Origin of the sequence: Ruegeria sp. HKCCE3926, from assembly GCF_017872515.1 — a bacterium.
Lineage (GTDB): Bacteria > Pseudomonadota > Alphaproteobacteria > Rhodobacterales > Rhodobacteraceae > Ruegeria.
The window spans coordinates 184,117-208,760 of sequence record NZ_JAEDOU010000003.1 but is presented as its reverse complement, the minus strand read 5'-3'; the positions used below and the strand labels follow the sequence as shown (position 1 = coordinate 208,760).

Sequence of the window (24,644 nt, the reverse complement as noted above, 5' to 3'; positions counted from 1 at the left end):
CGGCAAGGCTGGAGGTATGAATATGCAGCCTCCCAGCCGGTTCTCGGCAAGCGCAGCGCAGATGCCCGTAGCTTTCGACCGGCATGAGATGTCTCAAATCCTATCCGTTTATGGTCGGATGGTCGCCGCCGGAGAATGGCGTGACTACGGTATTTCCAACCTGCGCGACATGGCGGTGTTCTCGATCTTTCGGCGCACCGCGGAACATCCGATCTACCGCGTCGAAAAGCACCCGCGCCTGAGGTCCCGGCAGGGAATGTATTCCGTCATAGGTATGGATGGCCGCATCCTGAAACGCGGCCACGATCTGCGGGCAGTACTGCGGGTGCTGGAACGCAAGCTGATCCGGGCCGTAAACCCGGATTAGAGCCTTTTGTGGGCCGTGACCGGCCCGTCACCCTGATCCATTATGCGGCGGATCGCCTGATCCATTGGTTCGAATACCACCGCCATATGGCTGGCGTTCGCATGCAAAAGCATGTTTTGGCCCGAAACCCAGGCCACGTGCCCTTTCCAGAACAACAGATCACCCCGTTGCGCAGGGCCCCCTTCGATCACGGTTTTGCCCAAAGCGCGTTCCTGATCGCCGCTGTCGCCGGGGCACGGCAGGCCACAAGCCAAAAGCGCCGCTTGAACCAACCCGGAACAATCGATGCCGAACCGGCTGTTGCCGCCCCACAAATAGGGTGTGCCCAGAAACAGCTGGGCCACTTCGACCGGGTCGTCAGGCTTTTCGGTCATCGGCGCCGTGTGTACCTTTGGGATATATCCCAGTTCGGTTTCAACAAACCGGTCCGTCTCGGTCCTGGCTTGGATTTTGCTTCCGAAACTCAGCGACACCAGATCGCGGCTTTTGAAATCCGCTTCCTGGTAGGCATGCGTTGCAGGCGCCGTGATCCAATGCGTCGCAGGCGCATCCGCCGTCAGCTGATCTGTTCGCAACCAGCCGGTATACCCATCTTTGTCTGCGATGACCCTGTTCCACCCGCTCTTTGTTTCCTCGATCTGAACCGTATCACCGAACAACAATTGCCGGTCGCGTGGCCCGTCTGGGCTGCGCAGCAAATCGACAACGGGTGCGGAAACTCGATGGCGTGTCACAGTCCCAATATCTCCGGCAACGCCGTCAGCACGGCACGAGGTCCCTGACCCAGACCGCCCTTGGTGCGCCCCGGCTCTTTGCTGGGCTGCCAGGAATAGATGTCGAAATGGATGTAGCGGCGTGTGCCCACGAACCTGCGCAGAAACAGAGCGGCTGTGATCGACCCTGCAAACCCGCCCGACGGCGCGTTGTCCAGATCGGCGATGCCGGGTTCAATCATCGCTTCATAGGGCGTGTGGAACGGCATGCGCCAGACCGGATCAGCCGAAGCCTCAGCGGCATGCGACAGGGCAGACGCGCAGCGGTGATCATCGGTATAGAAAGGTGCCAGATCGGGGCCCACAGCCACACGGGCGGCCCCGGTCAGCGTCGCCATCGAGATCACCAGATCGGGTTCACCTTCCTCAGCAAGCGCCAACGCGTCAGCAAGCACCAGACGCCCTTCGGCATCCGTATTGTTGATCTCGACCGTCAGTCCCTTGCGAGAGGTCAGGATGTCCCCTGGGCGGAAGGCATTTCCGGCAAGCGCGTTTTCGACTGCCGGTATCAAGACCCTCAATTGCAGGGGAAAACCCAGCTGCATGATCATCCGCGCCAACCCCAACACATTGGCCGCGCCACCCATGTCTTTCTTCATCAGACCCATGGATGCGCCCGGTTTCAGGTTCAATCCACCCGTATCGAAACACACCCCCTTGCCGACCAGAGTCAGTTTGGGGCCGCTGCTGCCCCAATTCAGCTCGATCAACCGGGGGGCTTGTTCGGCGGCGCGCCCTACGGTGTGGATCATAGGAAAATTCTGTTCCAGCAAGGCCGCGCCGCTGATCACGCTGCACGCGGCACCGAATTCACCGGCCAAAGCCTCGGCCGCCTGCTGCAACTGCTCAGGACCCATATCCGAGGCTGGCGTATTCACCAGATCGCGGGTCAGAACTTCGGCATTGGCCATCGCTTCGATACGGTTGGCGTCAACACCTTCGGGCGCAACCAGCGCCGCGGTTCCAGCAGATTGAGACGCGTAGCGATCGAAGGTGTAACCTGTCATCAACCAGCCAAAGCACTCCATTTCCAGACGATCAGCGGGAATGCCGGACGCGATATGATAGGTTCCTTCGGGCAATGCCATGGCTGCGGCGGCCAATGGGAACCTTTTTCGCTCGCGCTTGTCTTCTGTTCCATACCCGGCCAGCACAAAATCAACCGCGCCATGCGCGCCTGGCACCAGCAGGGTCTGCCCCATCGCACCTGTAAACCCGCTTGCGGCAACCCAGGTCCGGACGGTATCCGGCTGGTCCTGCAACCAACTGTCCAAATCCGGCTGCGCAATCACATGAAGCGGTATGGACGGGTCAGAGGATGGGGCGAAGGACAGGGTCATGGGCGTCTCGGCTGATGGTTTCTGCGCACAGACTAGCCGCGCATGATCTACCCGCAACCCCTGTCAGACGGAAAGGTCCTGCTGGTCCCAGACGGCGGTCAGCGATCGTTCGCCCACGCGGATCAAACGCCCAAGCGTCGCGCCTGCCGCAACGGCGTCACCGGCATCGACGGTGTGGGCCACGTCACCCGCCACCCGGGCCAGGGCCGTCATCCCGATCTGTTCGGATATAGCGACCAGTGACCTGGCGCATTTGCGCAGGTCCGCCCATTCGCGCTGACGCCAGTAGCGTTCGCAGTTTGACAGGCGCACGGCAAGCTCTTCGACCGTGCGACACAGAACATCCAGCGCATTCTTGTCGCCAAGTTGCCGGTACAGCCCGCTCAGTTGATCCGAGTCCAGACGGACGGATTCCTTATGTTCAAGCGTGATAATCTTTTCCACCACATTCACCCTAGTTCAAACGCCCCCACGGCGCGGTGTTGATCCTGGCAGAAAATTCCTTTGCAAAACCTTGCAGGGAAACTGGATAATGGCTCGAATTTTCTTTGAATTCGGTTTAGATCATCCGTCAGCGACAAGAACGGGGACATTGAAATGGAATTTGCCAAACCTCTGCCAAGCTACCTTGTAAAACGGTATCACGGATGGAAGGCCACAACATATTCGGAAAACCAGGTTTGGTATCGCCGTCTCGCCGATGAAGGGCAACGCCCCCGCGCCATGGTCATATCCTGCTGCGACAGCCGGGTTCACGTCACGTCCATGTTCGGCGCTGACCAGGGCGATTTCTTTATTCACCGCAATATCGCCAACCTGGTGCCGCCCTATGCTCCGGACGGGGACCACCACGGCACCAGCGCCGCCATCGAATATGCCGTAACGGCGCTCAAGGTCGCTCATTTGATCGTGCTGGGGCATTCGCAATGCGGCGGCGTGCAGGGCTGCATCGACATGTGCAAGGGGCAGGCGCCGCAGCTGGATGCCAAGGACAGCTTTGTTGGCCGCTGGATGGATATTCTGAAGCCGAAATTCGAACTGGTCGCGGATATCGAGGACGGTGTCGAACAGGCCCGGCAGTTCGAACGTCAATCGGTTGTCGCTTCGCTGGAAAACCTGATGACCTTCCCCTTCGTCTCGTCAGCCGTTGATCAAGGCGCGCTGAGCTTGCACGGCTTGTGGACGGATATCGGCGCAGGCGGGCTTGAAAGCTATGACCCTTACCAAAAAAAGTTCGTCCCAGTTTGATAGCGACAGAGCTGGAAATCCGAAACAACAATGGCGGCTCTGATTCAGGGCCGTTTTTGGTATACTCCACCCATTACACCTGAAGATCGGAGCCTGCCATGAAAGTCATCAAGCGCATCTTCACAGGATTGGTCGTTTGTATTCTGGTTCTGGTCGCGGTTTCCTATCTGTTGCCGGGAAAGGCGGAAGTTTCGCGTAGCATCGCGATCGACGCGTCGGCAAGCGCCATCTTTCCGTACGTGAATTCGATGCAGGAAACCGAAAAGTGGTCTCCGTGGCTGCACCGGGACCCCGAAACCAAACTGACCTATTCTGGCCCTGCCGCCGGGGTCGGGAACACTCTGAACTGGGCGTCGGATCACCCGCAGGTCGGTACGGGATCACAGGAAATCGTCGAAAGCGTGGAAAACCAACGGGTCAAAACGGCGCTGGATTTTGGCCCGATGGGTACTGCCACAGCGTCCTTCATCCTTGAGCCTGACGGGGCGGGAACCAGAGTGACCTGGGGGTTTGACTCGGATCTGGGTCTGAATCCCATGTCCCGCTGGATGGGTTTGATGATGGATACGTGGGTGGGCGAGGACTATGACCGTGGTCTGACCAATCTGAAAGCACTGGTTGAAAACCAAAGCTAGGCTGCTTGTTTGTGGGAAAGCATGCGGAGGTGTGCTTGACCGAAGCCCTAGCCCAGTCGAAACCGGGCAAGCTTTCCCAGGTGATCGGATCCCATGAAGGGGCGCAGCTCAACTGTTCCGGTTGTGCCTTTGGGGAACAACAGGTTGTCTATCGGCAATGGGATTTTCCAACTGCCGAGGTTGTGGGTGTTCAGGACGGTTCCAAAGCTTTGGTTGTTTGCGGCTGCTCCGATCCGTCTGACGCTTTCGCCCCAGGGCACCATATTGAAATCCCCGGCAATCAGAACCGGTCCTTCAAGTTGGCTGATGCGGTCGGCAATCACCTGGCTTTGTCTGGACTGGTCGTAAGGAAATGGCCAGTTCAGATGAACTGAAACAACCCAGACCAAGTCACCGCCGGGCGCTTTGACCTGTAACCCCACAAGCCCATAACCTTGCAGACAGAACTCGGAATTCTCGACAATCGGCAAGGTCGTCAGGATGGCGACGTTTTGTTCAGGACGGAATTCACAGATCGCCTGTTCGGGGTAATGCTCGAACAGGTTGCTCATGTACTTGCGGTTGTGGCTGGAGACTTCCTGCAAGGTCACGATCTGTGCGTCTGATTCAAGGATATCATCGGCCAGCGAATACCGGGGCCAGGCTTTGCTCATCAGGTTCTTCTGGTACAGCGTCAGGCAGGTGTCGTCACAATCGTACGAGGGCGCGGCAACGCTGGCCGCGATGGACCCGATGGCAATCCCGGAAAAGACCAAGGTGGCCAATGCAAGATATCTGGCGCGCATGAAAAGAAGAATTACCGCGCAGGGGAGAAGCAAAACACCAGCCTGAGGCCGGAGCAGAGCGATTGAATCTCCCACGGCAAAAACCTGCCCCGTAAAGCCAATGACAACCAGTATCATCAGAACGCATGTGCATCCGATGGTCAGGGTTCTGGCAATCCTGCGTCTGGTCGAAATGTGCATGCCCTGCCTCTTTTACCTTGCACCGGGCGGTTTTTTCCGGACTTCCGACATCCGCCACGAACAAGGTTCAGTTTTAGGTGGCAAGCGTGTCTGGTTTTGTCAACAGGTTGGCGATTTTCACCGCGCGCAAGACTGTACCCTAACCGAGGTTCATAGCGCAGCCATGATGGATGCGGGTGATGGACCGGAAGGTGCCGATTTAGTGGAAGAGGTGATCCGAGCCGGTTCTGCTGAGCGCATTGACGGGCCACCTCGGGCGCGGACTCACCTGTGACGTTGACTGCTGATCACGGTGGTAAAGGTTCGTGTTGCGCGACTTTGTGCAAGTGCAATGGCGCTCAAAACCAAGGCACAGGCCACTGCTTGCGCACCTGTGATTGTTTCACCGAAGGCAAAAACGCCCACGGCAAACATTGTCGGCAGTTCAATGCTGCCGATAACGGCCGTGCGCGATGCCCCGATGACAGGGGAACAGACGGTGTAAATCAGCTGGGGAACCAGTGCCGTCATAAGACCGATCCCGACGATCAGAAACCAGTCACTGCCGCCTGCTGGCAGGACTTCGCCAATTTCCGAAGAGATAATCAAAGGGGTTAGCCCGACGACCGACCCCAACGAAACCGACGCTATCCTGGCCAAAGGAGCAATTCGCGAAAGACGGTGTACAAGCACGCATATGCCGAAGCCAAATCCGAAAGGTGCAGCCAAAGAGACAAGCAGCGTTGGAATTTGGTCAATCGGTACGGATGCCGGAGACCCTGCAATGCCTGCCGCAAGAACAATCAAACCGGCCGCAACAAGGCTGCGCCGCGTCGGCGGATCGGCGAATATCGCCCAAGCGATGATGATCGTAAACACCGGGTAGGTCATGTAAAGAACACCCACCGTTGATGCCGGCACTGTTTCAAGTGCGGTAACATATCCGACCCACCCAAGCCCCATGACTGCCCCCGCAGCCATACCCCAGACTATTTCCCGCCGGTTTGAACGATGCTTCAGAAGGGTTGGCAACAATAGGATCGCCGTCAAAATGTACCGATAAAACGCAACTGCGTAGGGCGCGAGTCCGTGGTCAGTGAGACCCCGGCTGAAATAGGGTACAAAGCCAAAACAGATGGATGCAAAGAACACTCCCGCCCCGGCAAGGGCGTAGGGTATTGGATCATGCTTGGTTGATGTTGGTCGGCCCATCTTTAACACCTACCATGCAGTATTTCCGTTGGCATCAGCAACCTGACCGAACCGTCACGTCGTCTGTAAACCAGCTATTGGGAAACGCAAAAAACCCGCCGAACGATCAGCGGGTTTCCTGGTTCTCAAGCTTTGACCAAAATCGGGATGTCAGCCCTTTTTCAGAACCTCGCGGCCCAGAAGCTCCGCGATCTGCACCGCGTTCAGGGCGGCGCCCTTGCGCAGGTTGTCGCTGACGCACCACAGGTTCAGACCGTTCTCGATGGTCGAGTCCTGGCGGATACGGCTGATGAACGTGGCGAAATCGCCCGCGCATTCGATGGGCGAGACGTAGCCACCGGCTTCGCGCTTGTCGATCACCATGATGCCCGGTGCTTCACGCAGGATGTCGCGGGCTTCGTCTTCGTCCAGGAATTCCTCGAACTCGATGTTCACGGCCTCAGAATGGCCGACAAACACGGGAACGCGCACGCAGGTGGCTGTGACCTTGATCGACGGATCGACGATCTTCTTGGTCTCGACAACCATCTTCCACTCTTCCTTGGTCGAGCCGTCTTCCATGAAGACGTCGATCTGAGGGATGACGTTGAAGGCGATCTGCTTCTGGAATTTCTTCGGCTCAACTTCGGTAGTCGGGTTGTAGATGGCCTTGGTCTGATCCCAAAGCTCATCCATGCCTTCCTTACCGGCACCGGAAACCGACTGATAAGTCGACACCACAACGCGCTTGATCTTCGCACGGTCATGCAGCGGTTTCAGCGCGACAACCATCTGCGCGGTCGAGCAGTTGGGGTTAGCGATGATGTTTTTGTTCTTATAGTCGTGGATCGCTTGCGGGTTACATTCCGGCACGATCAGCGGAATCTCCGGGTCATAGCGATAGAGCGACGAGTTATCGATCACCACACAGCCAGCCGCAGCCGCTTTGGGGGCATAGGTCTTGGTTGCGTCCGAGCCGATGGCGAACAGGGCCATGTCCCAGCCGGTGAAATCGAAGGTGTCGATGTCCTGGGTGGTCAGTGTCTTGTCGCCAAAGCTTACTTCCGTACCCAGCGAACGACGGCTTGCCAGCACGGCAAGTTCATCGACTGGGAACTGGCGTTCCGCCAGAATGTTCAGCATTTCGCGGCCCACGTTACCCGTGGCGCCGGCGACAACGACGCGATAGCCCATTTCATGTCTCCAAAGTTAAGGACGCGCGTTCATAGCCGCGTTGCAGCAAAGAAAAAAGGGCTATCACGGGTGAATTGGCCGAATTGACGTCGATTTTAACCCGAATGCGCTTTTTCACCCGTGTTCAGCAAAGACCGATACACCCGCACGATGGCCTCGGCCTCACCTTCGATTCGAAAATGCTGCTCGACACGCTGTCTTGCGGCCTGACCGGATTGCACCAGCTTGTCCGGATCGCTCAACATCTGTTCCAGTGCTTCAGCCAGCGCCCCGGCGTTGTCCTTTTCGATCAAGCGGCCGGTTTTCCCGTCCTCGATCTGGGCGCTGAACGCTCCGACCCCGTGGCAGGCGATTGCAGGCACGCCGGAGGCCATCGCCTCAAGCGGTGTAAGGCCGAACCCTTCGTGACGGGCCGGGGCCACGAACAGGTCAAGGGCGCGGTAGGTTTCAACGATCTCCTCCCAAGGGCGCTCGCCCAGGAAGTGCACCCGTTCCGACAGCCCGGCAGCCTTGAGTTTGGCTTCCTGCTCCTGTTGGAAGGTTTCAAATTCTTTGGTGGCGCGCCCGGTGAACACGATGCTGGCGTCGGGATGGTTCGGCAGAATCTCGATCGCCGCATCCACCAGCAGATCGACACCTTTCTGAGGTCGAATACGCCCGAAACACCCGATCAAGGACCCTTCCGGCAGCCCCAGCTTCTGCCGCAGGGCGGTTTTGTCTTCGGCCGGGTGAAACAGTTCGGTGTTCACACCGTGCATGATGACGGTTGCGGGATGTTCCAGAAACGACGCCGCTTGCGGCGTTGTGGCGATCAGCGCATCCATCTTCGAAATCAGCCACTTGGTGAACCCCGAATGATTTCGTTGCGCAGCCGAGGTGAACAGAAGTTTCAGATTGCGTCGCAGCACATGTTTCAGAAACAAACCCATCAGCATTTCGGTGTTGCGCCGTGCATGCCACACCCGGAGCGTTCTGTTCGAAAGGAACGGAATTTTGATCAACCGGATATGGGGCAGATCACCCGGCAGGCCGGGTCCCGTGGCGACGATCCTGATCATTTGCTTTTGAATCGGCAACAGGCGGATTACGGTTGTGGTGACGCCGGAGAGGCTGTGTTTCAGGTTCGGCGCTATAACCTCGATATCCTGCACGGCTTGCTCCGCAATTGCTTCAATCCACATTATCTCGGCTGAATAGATAAATCACGCAACCGATGGCAAGGGTTACCGCAAAAAACCCGAAAATCGCGGTGTAGGGCGCGGTTGTTCCAGCCTGGGCCGTGGCGGCATGAATGCGCCCGGTGACAAATTGGGCGATGCCGACCCCTCCGATTCCGAAAAGGTTCAACAGGGTTACGCCTCGGCCCACCAGATGGGCGGGAACGAAGGCCCGACCATGGGCCATGATGACCGGAAAACTGGCCCCGGTGAACCCTATGATGGCCAACAGCAGAACGGACAGCCATGTGGCATGGTCGATCCAAACGCAAAGCAGGGTCAGCGCCACGACACCCAGCGCGTTGCCTGTGAAGATAACCCATTTCCGAGTGCCGAAGACACGATCCAGCGGTCCGTAGACAAAGGTACCGGCGATCATCGCAGACCCCATGACCAGTGTCGCAGTGCCGATCTGGGTGGTGCTGAGCCCGAAGACATCGTTTAGATACGGCCCGGCCCATAGCCCGCGCAGCGCGGCAGAGGGCGCATAGGCCACCAGCATCAAGGGCATGATCAGCCACAGTGCAGGCTCTTTCAGCAGGTCCAGAAGTGAACCTTTGTGTTCCGTATCAACCTTCGCTGGATCGCGCAGGCTCAGCCAAATACCCAAAGCAATCGCAGCAGATATAACGGCCAGCCCAACCATGGTGGCGCGCCATCCCATCCATTCGACCGCAAGCGCAGTCGGATAGGAGGCCACGAGATTGCCCACCGAGCCAACACCCAGCATGACGGCAGCCAGTGTCGCGAATTTCGCAGGCGGGTATTCGCGGGCAAAGATGAAATAGGAAGCCATCAGAACCGGAGAGCACCCAACCCCGATCAGGCCCATGGCAACACTGACATGCAACGGTGAGGTCGCGACCGCAAAAATTGCGGATCCTCCTGCGCCGCCAACCAGAAGAAGCGCGGCTGCGGTCAGCCTGGGCCCAACCTTGTCCAGCGCCCAGCCGACCGGGATTTGCATTGCAGCGAACACCAGAAACCAAAGGCCGGATGCAAAGGCCAGATCTTCGGGTGTAGCGCCGATATCGCGTTCAAGATCCAGGCTGAGCACAGCCAGAAATGCACGGAAAAACTGGCTGAGCACATAGCCCAGGCACAAAACCACCAAACCCGCCTGCATATTCCGCCTCTTTTCCGCTTTTCCGCAAGGAATGCTTGGCACGCAATGATGCAACGCACAAGCATGTGTACTATGTTTCAAAACGAGGACTCGGGCCGCATTCCGGCTATCATTGCCAGAAGTTTGATTTCGAGGGGGAAAATGAAAGACCTCCATTCCGCATTTTACGAAAACCTGCCCCTGTTGAGGGATTTCACCCGTCTGGCGGATCCGGCGCAGTTTTCGCCGGTGCCCGACGACTGGTTTCTGGGGGTTGCCGACATCGTCGATTCAACCGGCGAGATCGCGCGGGGGCGATACAAAACCGTCAACACCGTGGGGGCTGCTGTTATCTCGGCGATGATAAACGCGATGGACGGCAAGTTGTTTCCCTATGTCTTTGGCGGCGACGGGGCGGCGTTTGCGATCCCCCCCAGCGAAATTGAAGCAGCGCGGGATACTCTGTCAGCCATGCGGCGTTGGGCGGAAGAAGAGTTTTCCATGCCGTTGCGTGCGGCGCTGGTGTCGGTGGCGGATATCCGAAAAGCAGGCAGGGACTTGCGCGTCGCTCGTTTTGCGCCCTCTTCCGGGGTGGATTATGCCATGTTCTCGGGCGGAGGCTTGGCCTGGGCCGAGGCAGAGATGAAAGCGGGCCATCACATGATCGCGCCTGCCGAACCGGGTGCGCAGCCGGACCTGACAGGCCTGTCATGCAGATGGTCAAACAGCCCGGCGCGGCACGGTCAGATCGTGTCACTGGTCGTTGAACCCACTGCGTCGGCAACTGAACGCGACTTTGCCGACCTTGCGCAATCGGTTCTGTCCGCGTCAGAAGAGCTGGAGCGCGCAGGTCATCCGGTGCCTGTAAATGGTCCGCCCATGACGTGGCCGCCCCCCGGCCTCGACATTGATGCGCATGTTTCGCGCAACGGGCGGAATTTGTTTCTGCACAAGCTCGTTCTTCTGTTTCAGAACCTGCTGATCGCGATATTGTTCAAAACACGCAAGAAGCTGGGACAGTTCGAACCCGAACACTACAGGACGATGGTCAGCAGCAATGCCGATTTCCGTAAGTTCGATGACGGCCTGAAGATGACGTTGGATTGTGACCCGGCCACTTTGCGACAGATCGAACACTTGCTGAAAGAAGCGCGCGGGCGCGGCAAAATCCGATACGGTCTGCACGTGCAGGACGAGGCGATGATGACCTGTTTCGTCCCGTCGGCCACACGGGACGATCATGTGCATTTCGTCGACGGTGCCTCGGGCGGATACGCCCAAGCCGCAGCGGCCATGGTCCGTTGAGCGGTTAGTCGGCTTTCCATCGTGCGGCGAGATCACGTGCCGTTTGCGTCAGAAGCATCACATCAATGCCAACCGCCAAAAACTGTGCGCCCATATCCAGATATGCCTGACGGGCCTCGTCATTTGTGGCCAGAATGCCCGGCGCTTTGCCTGCGGCCTTGATCCGCGTCAGTGCATCCCGGATAACCGCGCGCACCTCGGGTGCCGCGCTGTTGCCCTGATGGCCCATATCGGTCGACAGATCAGCAGGGCCTATGAATACGCCATCCACGCCTTCAACATCCAGGATGTCGTCCAGAGCAGCAATTCCGGCGCGGGTTTCCACCTGCAACAACAAACAAATCTCCTGATCTGCGGTCTGAATATAATCTCCGACCGATCCGTACATCGTCGCCCGCGATGCCATCGCGCCCACGCCACGGACACCGGCAGGGGGATAATGGCAGGCCCGAACCAGATCTTGCGCCTGCTCGGCACTTTCCACGATCGGAACCAGAATGGTCTGAGCACCCGCATCCAGAACCATCTTGATCAACCAGGTCTCACCCACGGGAACCCGCACAACCGCATGAGAGTCGCTTGCCGCAAGTGCCAGAAGCTGGTCCCGGATCGACCGGATATCGTTAGGGGCATGCTCTCCATCGATTACCAGCCAATCAAAACCCGCGGTTCCCATCATCTCGGCCGCTGCGGGCTCGGCAAAGCTCATCCAGCACCCGATCTGCGTTTCTCCCTTTTTCAGAGCCTGTTTGAACGCGTTTTGCTGCGCAGCCATACTGTTTCCTTTGTTGCAAAATCTTCGGCGCGACGTGGTCGCGAAAGTGGCCGTTTCCACATCTTCTTCCGTGGCGCGAAATTGTCCAGTTTTAATGCAATTTGGCGTCATCGGATTGACGGCGGCAAAGGCGTGTCACGCAAGGGCGGCGGCGACCCTGCGGTTCTTGTGCTTCAAACCGAAAGCCGAGGGTTCCCTTGCGTAAATCACGGATTTCGGCGATAATTTTGGCATGACCGACGACCTCCCACTGACGTCGCGATCTTTGCCCATTGCGCTTTTGCGGGCGCGGGAAAAGGTTATGGGACCCATCCGAGCAATGCTGGCCGACGCCGGTGTCACCGAACAGCAGTGGCGGGTGTTGCGCGTATTGAACGAAGAAGGCCCGCAGGAACCGACGCATATTGCCGAACGCGCCTGTCTGTTGTTGCCAAGCCTGACACGGATATTGCAGAAACTGGAGCATCGCGGCCTGATCTCCCGACGATGCCATCCGGCGGACCGGCGTCGCCAGATTGTCGAGATCGGTGAGCGTGGCGTTCAGATCATTCATGCCAATCAGCCCGCCAGCATGGCACAGGCGAAACGCATTCGTTCCCTTCTGGGGCCGGAAAAACACGAATTGTTGCTGGATCTTCTGAACGAGTTGAATGACTTGGATACCTGATGCCGGTCGCAGAACATGGGTGTCATCTGCAAGGACCCCGCCGGAGATTTTAGGGGCGATCTCCGACGGGGTGGCCAGACTTGGATTTGGGTTAGGCCTGGCCTGAGGCCGGTTGCGTCACGCCTTGCCTGACGGTCCGGCCTGCGCATCGGAGTATTGAAGAGCCGGAAATGTGGCTCTGACTAGGGTCTTTCGGCCCTTGGGGGAAGGGCCATGCACCTATGCTCTCCGAAACAGACTTAGGCAATTGCCGATCGTTACGTGGGTCCGCAAGTGGTTTCCTCGCGTCACTTTGGTCGCTTATGGTGCCAAGGGCGCGGTGTTGCTGTCTTCGCATCTCATAAGATGGATGCGTCAAACCAGTCTTCCTCAGTACCTAGCCCGACTTTCGTCTGAGCCAAGTGTTAACCCGATTTGTTTGTACCTTGATGCGTCCATAAAGACGGATATGCACTTGTTTTGATACGGCGGTTTTCTTTCAGGTCAGAATTGAGCAGGTTCGCGCTGAAACAACTCTTGGATAGCGGCGAAATCCAGCGCGCTTTCCCGGCTTGCTGACTGTTCTGGCAGGCGTAAGATGACGGCAAAGCAATATTCAGGAACCAACATGTCGAACAGTGTGTTTTCCCTTCCCGATCCAATCACCATCCCCATTGTTGGCGAGACCGCAGGGTATCCTGTTGGGCGCATTTTCTGCGTCGGTCGAAACTACGCGGCCCATGCTGCCGAGATGGGGAATGAAGTGGATCGCGAAGCACCTTTCTATTTCACCAAATCTGCGCCAAACGCGATTCTGACTGGTTCGACCGTCCCGTATCCAGCCGGGACCGAGAATTACCATCATGAAATGGAATTGGCATTGGCGATTGGAAAGCCTGTGTTTCGAACCACCCGTGCGCAGGCATGGGATGCTGTCTACGCCTATGGCTGTGCGCTTGATATGACCCGCCGCGACCTGCAAATCCGCGAGCGAAACAAGCAGCGACCCTGGGATCTGGGCAAAGACGTCGAAAACGGAGCGGTATTCGCACCGCTGACGCCCGCCGCTGCCTGGTCACCGGACGAAAACAAACACATCCGCCTCAGTGTAAACGGCGAACTGCGCCAGAACGCGACACTGGAAGAGCTGATTTGGAAGATAGACGAAATCGTTGTGCACTTGTCCGGTTTTTACCATCTGCGCCCCGGCGATCTGATCCTGACCGGCACGCCCGCTGGCGTGGGCCCGGTTGTAGCAGGAGATGTTCTGACTGGTGAAATCGATGGGCTGGAGCCGATTCAGCTCACGCTGTCTGACGTCGAATAGACCCTATTTAGGGTCTTTCAGCCAGTCAATTGCGAACTCTACATGCGTGACGCCTGCCAGCCTACGCACCCTGTCCAGCTCAGCGTTCAGGCGGCGGGTGCGGGCGTCAGACCAGCGCACTCCGCGTTCGGGCCAGAGCGCTTTGACATGCAGCAGGTCGCGATCGCGATGCGCCTTCATGTCGATCCGGCCGATCAATCGATCGCCTTCAAGCAAGGGGAAGACGTAATACCCATATGTGCGCCTGTCTTCGGGCACGAAAATTTCGATGCGATAGTGAAAGCCAAACAACCGCTCGGCCCGGTTTCTGTCCCGAAGCATGGGGTCAAACGGGCTGAGCACTCGGATCCGACCGGGCGGTTGCGGCAAGTCGGTTGCCCGATCCATCAATTCAGAGCGGGCAAAAGTTTTGCGCAGGCGTCCATCGGCGCAAGTGACCTCGATCTCTTCGATATTGCCTTGAGCCAACGCCGTGGCACACCAGTCTTTGGCTTCGGCGGTGGTAACCGTGCCCCAGAACGCGGCCAGCTCGCCGGACGTGGCAAAGCCCAACCGGTCCAGCGCTGCGTTGCACAGCCAATCCACGGTCGCCGTCGCATCACAGGCCATGTTCCCGGGGCACAGGCGGGTTTCGATCACACGTTCAGTCAGATCATACCGTTTCTGAAACCCGTCGCGGCCCACAACGGTCAGGGCCCCGGAACGCCACAGAAACTCCAATGCGGTTTTTGACGGGTGCCAGTCCCACCAACCGCCCGAGCCTTTCTTTTCATCCTTGCCAACGTCTGACGAACACACGGGCCCGTGGTCGCGGATGTGTTGCAAGACAGTCTCGAACTGTTGCTCGAACCCATCCCGCCGCCAGTTCTTCCAGCGTGCCTTCAACAGATCCGCATCACGCTGAAAGCGCAGATGCCAGTGCGGATAGAACGACATGGGGATTACGGCCGCATCATGTGTCCAGTGTTCGAACAGCGCTTTTTCCCTTTCATAGAGCCTTTTCAGGTTGGCGCTGCGATACGCAGGCCGTCGGGAAAACAGGATCATGTCATGAGCGCGGGCAACGGTGTTGATGCTGTCGAGCTGCACGAACCCCAACCGCTGGACAAGGTCAAGAAGCCCGGCGCCCTTGGCCGCGCCCGCAGGCTGTTCGGCCAAAGCATGGCGATCCAGGAAAACGGCGCGGGCCGTCCGGTTGTCGAGCCGCTTCAGGGGCGCATTCATCGTCGTTTCAGAGTGTCGCCATAGCTGATCTTGGGGGTCAGCGTGACCCGTGTCTCGATTTCGGCCTCCGGGTCCTTCAGGCGTTCAGCGATGATCTGCGCGGCCTGACGTCCTATGTCTAGACGACAGGCATCCATCGTCGCCAATTTGCGCGGAAGACCCTGCAAAAGTTCCACGTTGTTGAACCCCGCCAGACCGATCTGCCCCGGGATATCCACGCCTTGCTCCAGCAGGTACAACAGACCGCCAGCTCCGATCATGTCGTTGGAATAATACAGGAAATCCAGATCGGGTGACCGATCAAGCATGGCCTGTGTCATCTCGCGCCCTTTGGCCAGGGCAGAGCCACCGGAATAGAACTCGCGATCTTCGATCTCGATCCCGTGTTTGCCCAGCACTTCCGTAAACCCTTCAAAGCGTTTTCGGGCGCGGTGATCCAGCGGCATCTTGGTGCCCATAAAGCCGATATGCTGATACCCGGCCTTCAGGATCGCCTGCGCCATTTCGCGCCCGGCGCGGCGATGCGAGATGCCGACCATCGCGTCGACAGGTTTGCCGTCGGTATCCATGATCTCGACCACCGGAATGCCAGCCGAATCCAGCATGGCGCGCGCCGCGTCGGTGTGTTCCAGCCCTGCAATGATCACGCCCGAGGGTCTCCACGAGAGCATCTCGTACAGCACTTTTTCCTCTTTTTCGGGCAGATAATCCGTCACGCCAACCACGGGTTGCAGTTCGGTATCTTCGAGCACCTGATTGATGCCGGTCATCACCTCGGGAAATACCATGTTCGAAAGTGAGGGGATGATCACCGCGACCAGGTTGACCCGGCTGGATGCCAGGGCGCCCGCGATCTTGTTGGGGACATATCCCAGCTCTTTGGCGGCGGCCAGAACGCGGGTGCGGGTGGCGTCGGACACATCCCCCCGGTTACGCAGAACCCGGCTCACCGTCATCTCTGAGACACCTGAAGCCTCGGACACATCACGAAGGGTAAGCGGGCGTTTGGTTTCACTGTTCACGGGAGGCACCTGCGTTGTTGTTTTGTCCGATGCTAGCGTGAACAGGTCGGTGTGTACAACAATTGTGCAAAGGCGATGACAACCCGGAAAATCCCGGTTACAGAAGGCAGGGCGCGGCCCCGTGGCTCAACTGGATAGAGCAGCCCCCTCCTAAGGGGTTACAGCACCCACAAAACAAGCCCCTGAATTTCAGGAAAGGCTAATAAAACAATTCGTTAGACCCGGATAAGCCCGGACCACCCTTTACTAAGCACGGTTAATATACTAAGCCATTCTTAAGCCTCGAGAGGGCCTGGACGCTTTAGGAATAGCCATGGCTAGGACCGTACAGGACAAACCGATCACCACCCGCGCTGCCCGCGCAAAGCTTAATCCGTCGCCGAATGCCCACTTCCGGCGGCTGACGGACAAGCTACATGTCGGCTACAGAAAAGGAGCCAAGCTGCCCGGTCTATGGACGGTGCGAATGCTGGACGCTGATGGGGTGTCTAAGCAGAAGCGCATCCCCGGCGTGGCGGACGATCTGGAACCTGCGAACGGCAACGATGTGCTGAATTTCGACCAAGCCTGCGAAGCTGCCCGCAACATCTTTGCTCCGGCTCCTGCGGCCATCACGGTCGCTCGTGCACTGGACGACTGGTTTGCTGATAAGCTGGCGCGGGGCATGAAGCCCAGAGCGGAACACAGCACCATGAATTATGTCCTGCGGACCAAGCGATGGTTCGGCGATATGTTGGTTCTTGACCTGACTGTTAGCGACATTGAACGCTACCGTGACTCCTTCCTTGAGGGCCATGCGGAGGACCGCCTGCGCGCTCGGAGAGCTACCGCCAACCGGGACATGAACACGCTGAGGGCCGCGCTGAACTTCGCGGCTGACAGACACCTGCCAGACGCTGCCAGGCCTTGGGGCAAGGTGAAGAACTTCGCCAAGGCTGACGCCTTCGGCAAACGTGTCGTGGTCCTCACCGAAACTGAGGAAAACAGGCTCTACGACGCTTGTGAATCTGGCGAGGTGCGTAACCTGTGGCTGGCGGCGTTCTACACAGGTGCCCGGTACGGTGAATTGGTAGCCGCGAACGTAAGAGACCTTGCTCCGCGTCGGTTGACCGTTGACGGCAAGACCGGACGCCGGACCATTGTTTTGTCGCCCAAGGCAGATGCGTTCTTTCGGTCGCTGGTGAAGGGGGTGAACGATCCTGACCGGGCGCTGCTGATAGACAAGAATGGAGACCGCTGGCACCATGACCATTCCCGTGGGCCGATAGACCGGAGCATTGCCAAGGCTGATCTGCCGGAAGGCACGACCTTCTATTGCGCGCGACACTCTTATATTACCCGGCATCTATCTCGGTCGGTCCCGGTCATGGCAATCGCCCAGAACTGCGGCACGTCGCTGGAGATGATTGAGGCGACCTATGCGAACTTTGTGAAACAGGACTTGGAGGTGTGGTTCAGTGACTGATCGGACTGACATAGACTTCTTTGCCGATGCTGAGGAGTATTGGGAGGCTGAGAACTGGGGTCTGGAGTACTGGACCGATCACCCAACGTTTCTTGCGGCTGATGTGGCTCTATTAAAGGAACTTTCGCCAACTGCGCTGAAGGCTGTCGCAATTGGGCTGGCTGCAACCGCCAACGAAGAAATGATTTCTGAATTCAAAGAACAAACGAATCAAAAGCGTAATGAGTCACGTCGTTCAAATCCGAACAATGTCGTGGCTGAAAGAGTCGCGCAGATCGCATGGGCCGAAGCTCATAGGATCAATGCAGGCTATTCTAAGCCAATGACCATAAGCAGAGCATCTACGAAGGTGCTAGAGCACGTGAATGAAAAGCTGAACAAAAACAGAGACCCCAGTTTGCCCGAGGTCTCTCTAAAAGCGAACACGATCTATGCCTACATGAAGCGGTACAAGCCCTAAGTATCACTTCGCCATTGGCGAAGGCTCTACGCAGATAGCACCCCATAACACTTTGAGATCGCGTAAAACGTGTGTTGCGTATTTATGCGACAGGTGGACGTCTACCCATGCTGACAAGAACCGATCTCCAGCTTTGCGACCTGCCTTCTGCGGTAGTGACAAGAAATGTTTCGTGGTTTCGGTAAATACGTCAATCTTGACCTCCCGACCACCGGGATTATCGCGTGGCGTTCGTATCTTAATATCGTAATCCGGCACCGTAATTGGTAGGTTTTCTGCTGATTGTGGAGTTGTGATTACATTCATTTTTTCCCCCTCCTTTGTGGGATGGGGATTGAAATAAGAGTGCAGAACTATTCGAGTCAACGGCACGGAAGTATTTAGCGGGTACGGTAAATATACCATACCCGTTGCGCCCGGTATGCAGGTTCTAATCAACCTATTGGAGCGTGAATATGCCGAAAAAAGACAACGAAGTACCCAAGAATTGGGACCCCGACCTTTTACGCGACATCATCCGTGTGAACGGTGAAGTCATCAAATCATTCGTATCGCAGAACTATGGTGCGATCCCGATCGACGACTTCGCCTGCCAGATCGCGCTTCCTGTTTCGACCATGCAGCAGATACGCAAAGAGGGCAAAGGCCCAAAGACCTTTAAGATAGGTCGGCGCGTGTATGTACACGTGAAGGATGCGCAAGAATGGCTGACCGAATTGGCCCAAGCAGCCGAAGTCGAATCAGACGCAGCATAGAAAGTGCCCCGACCCATGTTTGGCAGGATCGGCCGGAGCACTCGTTGATGTCTGAAAGGACGACCAAACGATACCGTATCTGAGCAATGCCGACTAGGGTGACGGGCGCTCCGCAAGGAGACGCCAATGCCAACTATACCCCCACAATTCAAAGGGTGGTCCGACGCGGGTGTTGAAGGCCAAGCTGAATGGCTTGGCCTGAGCACCAAGCAGAAGTTGCTACGAACTATGTCGCCACACCGCCACCAGATGTTCAAGCGAGCATTGCGACAAGCTGCGGCAGCGATAGACCGCAGCGCACGCAAGTTCCGCGGACCACATGCCAGGATCGCGGTGTTTGCCAACGAACGCATCGGGACGACCATAAAGTTCCCGGCTCCGACCGACTTCGATGCGAGTGTTGCCCGAGGCGAGGCGATCATGCGCCGTGTCCCGCCATGGACGACAAGCACACAAATGCTGAGTGAAGAAGGCTACATCTATTTGTCGGCCATCGACCAGCACGGCGACAGTATCACTCGCGAGATGTGGGACATCGTAGAGCAACGCACCGCAGACCTTTGGGCAGCCGTCTCGTCTGACTTGATGATCGGCAACCTGCTGACACCCGACCCAACCCAACCTGAAATCGCCATCGCGCTCGTGTCGTTGCGCGCCAAGGACGAATTACACCACTGCGCCTTTCCGTTGTGTCTGGTGCCTGTTGCGGAGACCCAACAATGAATGAACAAGAACCAGTAAACGTGATGATGGTGCGGGAGGGCCTGCGGGTTTCCGAACAGATAGAACGCGTCAGACAGGACGGCATGTTCACCCCGGCAAGCACAGTGATTGTCGCCAGTGTAAATACGACAGTCTTTGGGTTGAGGCTTCCGTACATCCCGCATGACCCTGAAGAAAACGATCTGACCAAGCCGGAAACCTACCTTGACCAGAACATCGAGGCCGTGTGGCGAACCGGAACACGCGACCCCGGCATGGCACTCTACGACGCCTTGTACGAACTCTCCACCCACGTCTTAGACGAGTGTAACTACAAGACCAACCTTACCGACATCGGCAACCCAGAGATCGAGCAGATCGTAGACTGCATCTATTCCTTCGCGCTTTGGTGGCTGACTGCTGAAGGCCCAGACGCCTTAGACCGTCGCACGTCTGTACGTCTGATCACGATGGTGAGCGAACCGATCCGCCAGACCTTCAACCTACAGCACACAGTGGTAGTGAAATGAGCCCACGAGACAGTTTCCTGGCCCCCGCCCATGTAACCGTGTTCACCAAGTCGGCTGGAATGCTGACCAAGGAACTGTCGCTAGATGGCGGCAAGTTGAAGAAAGACGCCTCGCAATGCCTGATGGTGCGCGGCGAAGCCCGAAAGGTGTATGTTCCCGATGCGTCGGCCATGGCTGACGTGCTGACCAACCTCGGCGAGAACGAAGCAATTTCCTTGGGCTGTTTCGCCAAGACCGACGAAACCGAAACTGTGGCGGTTGTAACCAACGACAAACTGAACCTTGCCGATACCGAAATTGCGCCAAAGGGTGCGATCTCTCGGTCGCTGGACCACTTCTCGTTCCCTGAATCCGAAGGCTGGATGCTGATAGACCTAGACATGGGTGAGGCTCCGCCGAACATTCAGCGGCGTGTAGACAAAGACGGTGCGGTGTCGGTCCTGCGTGATGTTCTACCCAGCCTGGAACATGCTGACTATGTGTTGCGTCCGTCTACGTCCGCCAAGCTGTACAACGCCGACACTGGCGAGGAGATCGTTGGCAGCAAGGGGGTTCACCTCTATGTGCGTGTGATTGACGCCACCGACATTCCCCGTGCGACCAGAGCGTTTTTTGACAGATGTATCATGGCAGATCTGGGCTGGATCTTCATCTCTCGCGCTGGGCAACAACAGACCCGAACACTGGTAGATGCGACCGTCGGCAGTCCCGAGAGGCTTGTCTTTGAAGCCCCTCCGGTTTGTGTACACCCCGTCGCCCAGAAGCCCGAGGACCGCGCTCCGCAAGCCCATGACGGTGTGCCCATTGATACCCGCCAAGTGTTGCCTGACCTGTCGCCTGCTGAACGCAAGGAATACCGCAACAAGATTGATACCCTGATGTTGGCGACCAAAGAGGAAGCCGACCGGGTGGCCGCGTCTTACGACCGGGTACAAGTCCGCAAGCTGGCAACGAAGCATGGTTGCTCTGACTCCGACGCCAAACGGATGCAGGAACGCAAGAGGGGGGGAGTGCTGTCGGCTGAGGCCGAGTTACACTTTGACCGTCGCACCATCGGAATAGTGTCTGTTTCCGACGTGCTGGCCGATCCCGAAACCTTTGACCGGCTGACCCTTGCCGACCCACTGGAAGGCATTGACTACGGTCGCGGCAAGGCGAAGCTGTACGTGGAAGAACATGGCATCTTCATTCACTCGATGGCCCATGGCCTCGGGACGACCTACAAGCTGGCCCACACTCCCGAGACCATCCATGCCTTGATTGACAAAGCAGTTGAGGCCGGGGCAGACGAGGTGACGAATGTAGATGTGCGCATTCGGTTTCTCTCCGACTTCGCCATTGCTGTAATCAGCGCCGACTTGTCCGACGACCAGTTCGCCATGGTGAAGGAACATGCCGTAGAAAAGACTGGCATTGGTACTCGTGTTCTATCGCAAGCTGTGAGTGGCGAACGTGGACGCCAACGCAGAGCCGAAGCTGAACGCCGAGCCGAAGAACGGGCAACCGGGTTGCCAAGGTTCGTTGTACCGGAATGGGACGCACCATTCGGCCCGACCTTGAATCTGGTTGAAAGTGTCCTTGCTGAAGATGATGCGCCTGAACCACCGATGCGGGACGTGGACGGCAAACTGGTTGAGGTACAGAACCGGGTTCCGGCTGGCCTACACCAACTCGGTACTGGCGACGGGGAAGGCGAGGAGAAACCCGCTCCGCCTGCTCCGACATTGGTTCCGCTGGAGATGAACGATGTGCTGTCGCTCGTAGAACAACACGTCGAGTTCTATAAGATCACCCGCCAAGGCGACATTCTAGATGTGCGTTTGCCCAATGCCCATGCGAACCGCCTTCGGAAGCTACATCCCGAGAAGTCTAAGCTGCCTGTCGCCAAGGGGGTCTGTACCCTGCCATTCCTGTTGCCCGATGGCACGGTGATGCACGGTGAAGGCTTGGACCGCGAAACCGGGCTGATCTATCGCCTGGAACCTGACGTGCTGCGTTCTATGCCACGACACACGCCAACCGATGAGGAAGCATTGGCCGCTCTAACGTGGATGCGGAACAAATGGCTTTGCGACGTAGAAACAGACTGGACCGGGTTCATCGTCGGGGTGTCGATGATGCTGAGCATGATACAGCGAATGGTGCTGCCCGGTGAGCGCCCTGCCTACGTTGTGAGTGCGGCCCAGAGGGGGGCAGGGAAGACGACCTTCGGTAACATGGTGAGTGCTGGCGTGTTGGGCAAATACGCGACTGCGGCCCGATGGTCTACGGACCAAGAGGAGATGCGGAAGTCTATGCTGCCGTACATCTCAGCGGACATTCCGTTGCTGGTATTCGACAACACCCATCGTGGGCAGGACATTGACAGCGATGCGTTGAATGCGGCTCTGACGACCGCCGAATATTCCGACCGGGTGTTGGGCGCGAGTTCTGTAAAATACGTGCAGCCGCGAACCGTGATTGTCGTGAACGGCAACAACATCCGTCCGGCTGGTGACTTCGCTTCCCGTGCCTTGGTCATGTCGCTGAGGTCTGACCGGGCTGACCCCGAGAACCGAGACTTCACCCACAAAGACCCCATTCGGTTCTCTTTCCGCAACAGAGGCAAGATCCTTGAATGCCTGTACACATTGCTGCTCTGGAACCCGAGGCTTGAGCGGTACACGGGCAAACATCGGCTGGACGATACCGAAACCCGGTTCCGCATGTGGTATCACCTGGTTGGGTCGCCTCTGGAAGCCTTGTCTAAGCTCGCGATGGAAGGCGGTATCAAGGACGCGTCCGAGGTGCGCTTTGCCCAGTTGTTCTTAGAAAACGAAACCCAGAACCCGGCTGAACTGGCCCGAGCCACGGTCCTGACCATCCTGGCAGATGCTTGGCAGAACAAAACCGAGTTTGCTGCCCGTGCGGTGATTGCCGCGCTGGAAGAAGAACAGAAGGAAATGAACAACCGTCGCGCCAACAATGGCACAGTCGGAACACCAGACGTTGACCTGAAGTTGGGCGGCAAAGGGCGCGAATTGCTTGAAGCTCTAGACGGGTCCGTTGACACAGGTTCGCGGTTTACAACCTCTATGCCTTCGGCAAAGACGTTGGGTCATCGCTTCGAGCAGATCGTTGGTGCCTTCACTCAGGTGAATGAAGACTTGGACCTTGTTCTACGAGCGCGCAATGATCGGAATGGCAACTTCTACCGGGTGGAAAGCAGAGAAGACCCAATAAGCGGAATATCCTGAAAATAGGGTTTTCTGATTTTCCGTCGCGGGATGCTCGCCTTGTTCCCCTCGCTCCCCACGCTTCTATTGGAAAGCCGTGGTAAGAGTGGGTTAGGAGGGGAGTTTCCCGCGACCGAAAATCATTTAAACGTAATTTTAAACTGAGCCGGAATCCCACCCGCCACCATCCCCTTCTTTTGAGTTCTTGCCAAGTTGATGTGAGTTCTTGCCATCCTATTGAAACAAATGAATTATGTGGCCAAGTTGAGAAAAGAATTTGAGGTACTAGGGTGTGAATTTATGAGGGAAGACGCTTCAAAAACGGCAACGCGCAGTTTTCTATTGCCAGTAGTTGCTGTGCTTTGTGGTCTATTTGGCGGGTACTATGCACTCCATTGGCCGCCGAGCAACTCGTCAAAGTTCGCTCAATTTATTGACGACAGAACTGGTGACATCGACTGGGGGGACGAGGAAGGCGAACCGCCCCTGACGCATTTGTCGAGCGGCTTCAAATGCGTGCGGTTCGTTAGCACTACGAAATTTGAGAGCGTTTTGGACCTGTTCAAGCAAACTGAATATGGTTGCGAATGGGGGTGGCAGTATGAGGTTCGAAATAATCTGGATAGATCGGTTAAGGTCACCGTTCAGTATGAGTTAGAAGATGCTGATGAGTTCATACTGGCCAGCAGCAAAGGTTCGACCACAATCGCAGCTGGTGAGACCGAAAAGATAATCGAGGTCGCCAAGGAACCCATCCCAATGTCTGACCTGGAGCGACTCTATCGAATGGGTTGGCGCATCTGGCATCAATAAACTGAGCATCTGGAGAAAAAGGTTATTCTGTTTCTGCGTCGCTGCGAGTAACCACTCTTTACACCTAAACCACTCTAACTTCCTGAATTTTCTACGAAAAGGGTAGTTAGAGTGGTGTTCTGCGCCGACGGCATTTCAAAATAATGTGATTTCTCGACAGGCGAGGGTCTATGGGTCTTGGTCCCTATCCCTCTGGTCCTCCTGCCCATCCTGCTTGGTCGAAGAACGATGGTCCTTTCGCCAACCAAGGACGAGGGCGACTATACCGCAGGAGTTGAAGATGATCTCTACCAGCCGACCGAGTAGGTCGAGTGCTTCTATAAGCAATTCGCTCACATTGCCCTGTTCTGAAAGAGGTATTCAGGTTAGCTGCTTGTGTGTGGCGGTACAA

25 protein-coding genes are annotated in these 24,644 nt (G+C 57.1%); 13 read left to right on the top strand and 12 right to left on the bottom strand.

What is annotated here, in order from left to right; all coding sequences use genetic code 11:
- Positions 1-16 precede the first annotated feature (16 nt).
- On the top strand, positions 17-367 hold the full coding sequence (locus tag I9184_RS10960) for a DUF2794 domain-containing protein (RefSeq protein ID WP_117871396.1): 351 nt from the start codon (positions 17-19) through the stop codon (positions 365-367).
- Here the strand turns inward: I9184_RS10960 and I9184_RS10955 are convergent.
- The 3 genes from I9184_RS10955 to I9184_RS10945 form a co-directional block, all read right to left on the bottom strand.
- Positions 364-1,101, bottom strand: a complete 738-nt coding sequence (locus I9184_RS10955) for a C40 family peptidase (protein ID WP_171724044.1) — start codon at positions 1,099-1,101, stop codon at positions 364-366. The genes I9184_RS10960 and I9184_RS10955 overlap by 4 nt on opposite strands.
- Positions 1,098-2,480: a leucyl aminopeptidase family protein gene (locus I9184_RS10950; protein ID WP_209834332.1), complete on the bottom strand. Its 1,383-nt coding sequence runs from the start codon at positions 2,478-2,480 to the stop codon at positions 1,098-1,100. Before I9184_RS10950 ends, I9184_RS10955 begins: the two co-directional genes overlap by 4 nt.
- 63 nt (positions 2,481-2,543) lie before the next feature.
- The gene (locus I9184_RS10945; protein WP_170345768.1) at positions 2,544-2,933 is read right to left on the bottom strand and encodes a hypothetical protein; all 390 of its coding nucleotides are present in this window, start codon (positions 2,931-2,933) and stop codon (positions 2,544-2,546) included.
- A gap of 144 nt (positions 2,934-3,077) precedes the next feature.
- On the opposite strand from I9184_RS10945, the gene I9184_RS10940 reads away from it, so the two are divergent.
- The gene (locus tag I9184_RS10940; RefSeq protein ID WP_152459543.1) at positions 3,078-3,728 is read left to right on the top strand and encodes a carbonic anhydrase; all 651 of its coding nucleotides are present in this window, start codon (positions 3,078-3,080) and stop codon (positions 3,726-3,728) included.
- A gap of 98 nt (positions 3,729-3,826) precedes the next feature.
- The gene (locus I9184_RS10935) at positions 3,827-4,363 is read left to right on the top strand and encodes an SRPBCC family protein (RefSeq protein ID WP_209834331.1); all 537 of its coding nucleotides are present in this window, start codon (positions 3,827-3,829) and stop codon (positions 4,361-4,363) included.
- A 47-nt stretch (positions 4,364-4,410) separates the two neighbouring features.
- On the opposite strand, the gene I9184_RS10930 is transcribed toward I9184_RS10935, so the two are convergent.
- From I9184_RS10930 to I9184_RS10910, 5 genes are all read right to left on the bottom strand, one after another.
- Positions 4,411-5,328: an endonuclease/exonuclease/phosphatase family protein gene (locus I9184_RS10930; RefSeq protein WP_209834329.1), complete on the bottom strand. Its 918-nt coding sequence runs from the start codon at positions 5,326-5,328 to the stop codon at positions 4,411-4,413.
- A gap of 264 nt (positions 5,329-5,592) precedes the next feature.
- A complete protein-coding gene (locus I9184_RS10925; RefSeq protein ID WP_209834328.1) occupies positions 5,593-6,519 on the bottom strand; it encodes a DMT family transporter in 927 nt (308 codons plus the stop codon).
- 150 nt (positions 6,520-6,669) lie between these two features.
- Positions 6,670-7,692, bottom strand: coding sequence for an aspartate-semialdehyde dehydrogenase (locus tag I9184_RS10920; protein ID WP_209834325.1), 1,023 nt, complete (start codon positions 7,690-7,692; stop codon positions 6,670-6,672).
- Between the two features lie 95 nt (positions 7,693-7,787).
- On the bottom strand, positions 7,788-8,843 hold the full coding sequence (locus tag I9184_RS10915; protein WP_209834323.1) for a glycosyltransferase family 4 protein: 1,056 nt from the start codon (positions 8,841-8,843) through the stop codon (positions 7,788-7,790).
- 19 nt (positions 8,844-8,862) lie between these two features.
- Positions 8,863-10,035, bottom strand: a complete 1,173-nt coding sequence (locus tag I9184_RS10910; protein ID WP_209834321.1) for an MFS transporter — start codon at positions 10,033-10,035, stop codon at positions 8,863-8,865.
- Positions 10,036-10,176: 141 nt separating this feature from the next.
- Here I9184_RS10910 and I9184_RS10905 point away from each other — a divergent pair, with 141 nt between their 5' ends.
- A complete protein-coding gene (locus I9184_RS10905; RefSeq protein WP_171635484.1) occupies positions 10,177-11,319 on the top strand; it encodes a DUF3095 domain-containing protein in 1,143 nt (380 codons plus the stop codon).
- Between the two features lie 4 nt (positions 11,320-11,323).
- Here I9184_RS10905 and I9184_RS10900 read toward each other — a convergent pair whose 3' ends face one another.
- On the bottom strand, positions 11,324-12,094 hold the full coding sequence (locus I9184_RS10900) for an HpcH/HpaI aldolase/citrate lyase family protein (protein WP_209834319.1): 771 nt from the start codon (positions 12,092-12,094) through the stop codon (positions 11,324-11,326).
- Positions 12,095-12,326: 232 nt separating this feature from the next.
- Here I9184_RS10900 and hpaR point away from each other — a divergent pair, with 232 nt between their 5' ends.
- Both hpaR and I9184_RS10890 read left to right on the top strand, forming a co-directional pair.
- Positions 12,327-12,761, top strand: coding sequence for a homoprotocatechuate degradation operon regulator HpaR (gene hpaR / locus I9184_RS10895; protein WP_171206457.1), 435 nt, complete (start codon positions 12,327-12,329; stop codon positions 12,759-12,761).
- 607 nt (positions 12,762-13,368) lie between these two features.
- Complete coding sequence (locus tag I9184_RS10890) at positions 13,369-14,067, top strand: fumarylacetoacetate hydrolase family protein (protein ID WP_171635793.1); 699 nt, start codon at positions 13,369-13,371, stop codon at positions 14,065-14,067.
- Between the two features lie 3 nt (positions 14,068-14,070).
- On the opposite strand, the gene I9184_RS10885 is transcribed toward I9184_RS10890, so the two are convergent.
- Both I9184_RS10885 and I9184_RS10880 read right to left on the bottom strand, forming a co-directional pair.
- Positions 14,071-15,291: a crosslink repair DNA glycosylase YcaQ family protein gene (locus tag I9184_RS10885; RefSeq protein WP_209834317.1), complete on the bottom strand. Its 1,221-nt coding sequence runs from the start codon at positions 15,289-15,291 to the stop codon at positions 14,071-14,073.
- On the bottom strand, positions 15,288-16,313 hold the full coding sequence (locus I9184_RS10880; RefSeq protein WP_171635491.1) for a LacI family DNA-binding transcriptional regulator: 1,026 nt from the start codon (positions 16,311-16,313) through the stop codon (positions 15,288-15,290). The genes I9184_RS10885 and I9184_RS10880 overlap by 4 nt, the downstream gene beginning before the upstream one ends.
- Positions 16,314-16,626: 313 nt before the next feature.
- Between I9184_RS10880 and I9184_RS10875 the strand changes: the two genes are divergently transcribed.
- Together I9184_RS10875 and I9184_RS10870 are read left to right on the top strand one after the other, a co-directional pair.
- The gene (locus I9184_RS10875; protein WP_209834315.1) at positions 16,627-17,778 is read left to right on the top strand and encodes a site-specific integrase; all 1,152 of its coding nucleotides are present in this window, start codon (positions 16,627-16,629) and stop codon (positions 17,776-17,778) included.
- On the top strand, positions 17,771-18,238 hold the full coding sequence (locus tag I9184_RS10870; RefSeq protein ID WP_209834313.1) for a hypothetical protein: 468 nt from the start codon (positions 17,771-17,773) through the stop codon (positions 18,236-18,238). The genes I9184_RS10875 and I9184_RS10870 overlap by 8 nt, the downstream gene beginning before the upstream one ends.
- Positions 18,239-18,241: 3 nt before the next feature.
- On the opposite strand, the gene I9184_RS10865 is transcribed toward I9184_RS10870, so the two are convergent.
- A complete protein-coding gene (locus I9184_RS10865) occupies positions 18,242-18,544 on the bottom strand; it encodes a hypothetical protein (RefSeq protein ID WP_209834311.1) in 303 nt (100 codons plus the stop codon).
- Positions 18,545-18,693: 149 nt separating this feature from the next.
- Between I9184_RS10865 and I9184_RS10860 the strand changes: the two genes are divergently transcribed.
- The 5 genes from I9184_RS10860 to I9184_RS10840 all read left to right on the top strand — a co-directional run bounded on the left by I9184_RS10860 (position 18,694) and on the right by I9184_RS10840 (position 24,253).
- Complete coding sequence (locus tag I9184_RS10860) at positions 18,694-18,993, top strand: hypothetical protein (RefSeq protein ID WP_209834309.1); 300 nt, start codon at positions 18,694-18,696, stop codon at positions 18,991-18,993.
- 126 nt (positions 18,994-19,119) lie between these two features.
- Positions 19,120-19,716, top strand: coding sequence for a hypothetical protein (locus tag I9184_RS10855; RefSeq protein ID WP_209834307.1), 597 nt, complete (start codon positions 19,120-19,122; stop codon positions 19,714-19,716).
- Positions 19,713-20,225, top strand: a complete 513-nt coding sequence (locus I9184_RS10850; RefSeq protein ID WP_209834305.1) for a hypothetical protein — start codon at positions 19,713-19,715, stop codon at positions 20,223-20,225. Before I9184_RS10855 ends, I9184_RS10850 begins: the two co-directional genes overlap by 4 nt.
- On the top strand, positions 20,222-23,461 hold the full coding sequence (locus I9184_RS10845) for a hypothetical protein (protein ID WP_209834303.1): 3,240 nt from the start codon (positions 20,222-20,224) through the stop codon (positions 23,459-23,461). Before I9184_RS10850 ends, I9184_RS10845 begins: the two co-directional genes overlap by 4 nt.
- A gap of 279 nt (positions 23,462-23,740) precedes the next feature.
- On the top strand, positions 23,741-24,253 hold the full coding sequence (locus I9184_RS10840; RefSeq protein WP_209834302.1) for a hypothetical protein: 513 nt from the start codon (positions 23,741-23,743) through the stop codon (positions 24,251-24,253).
- The last annotated feature ends 391 nt before the right edge of the window (positions 24,254-24,644 follow it).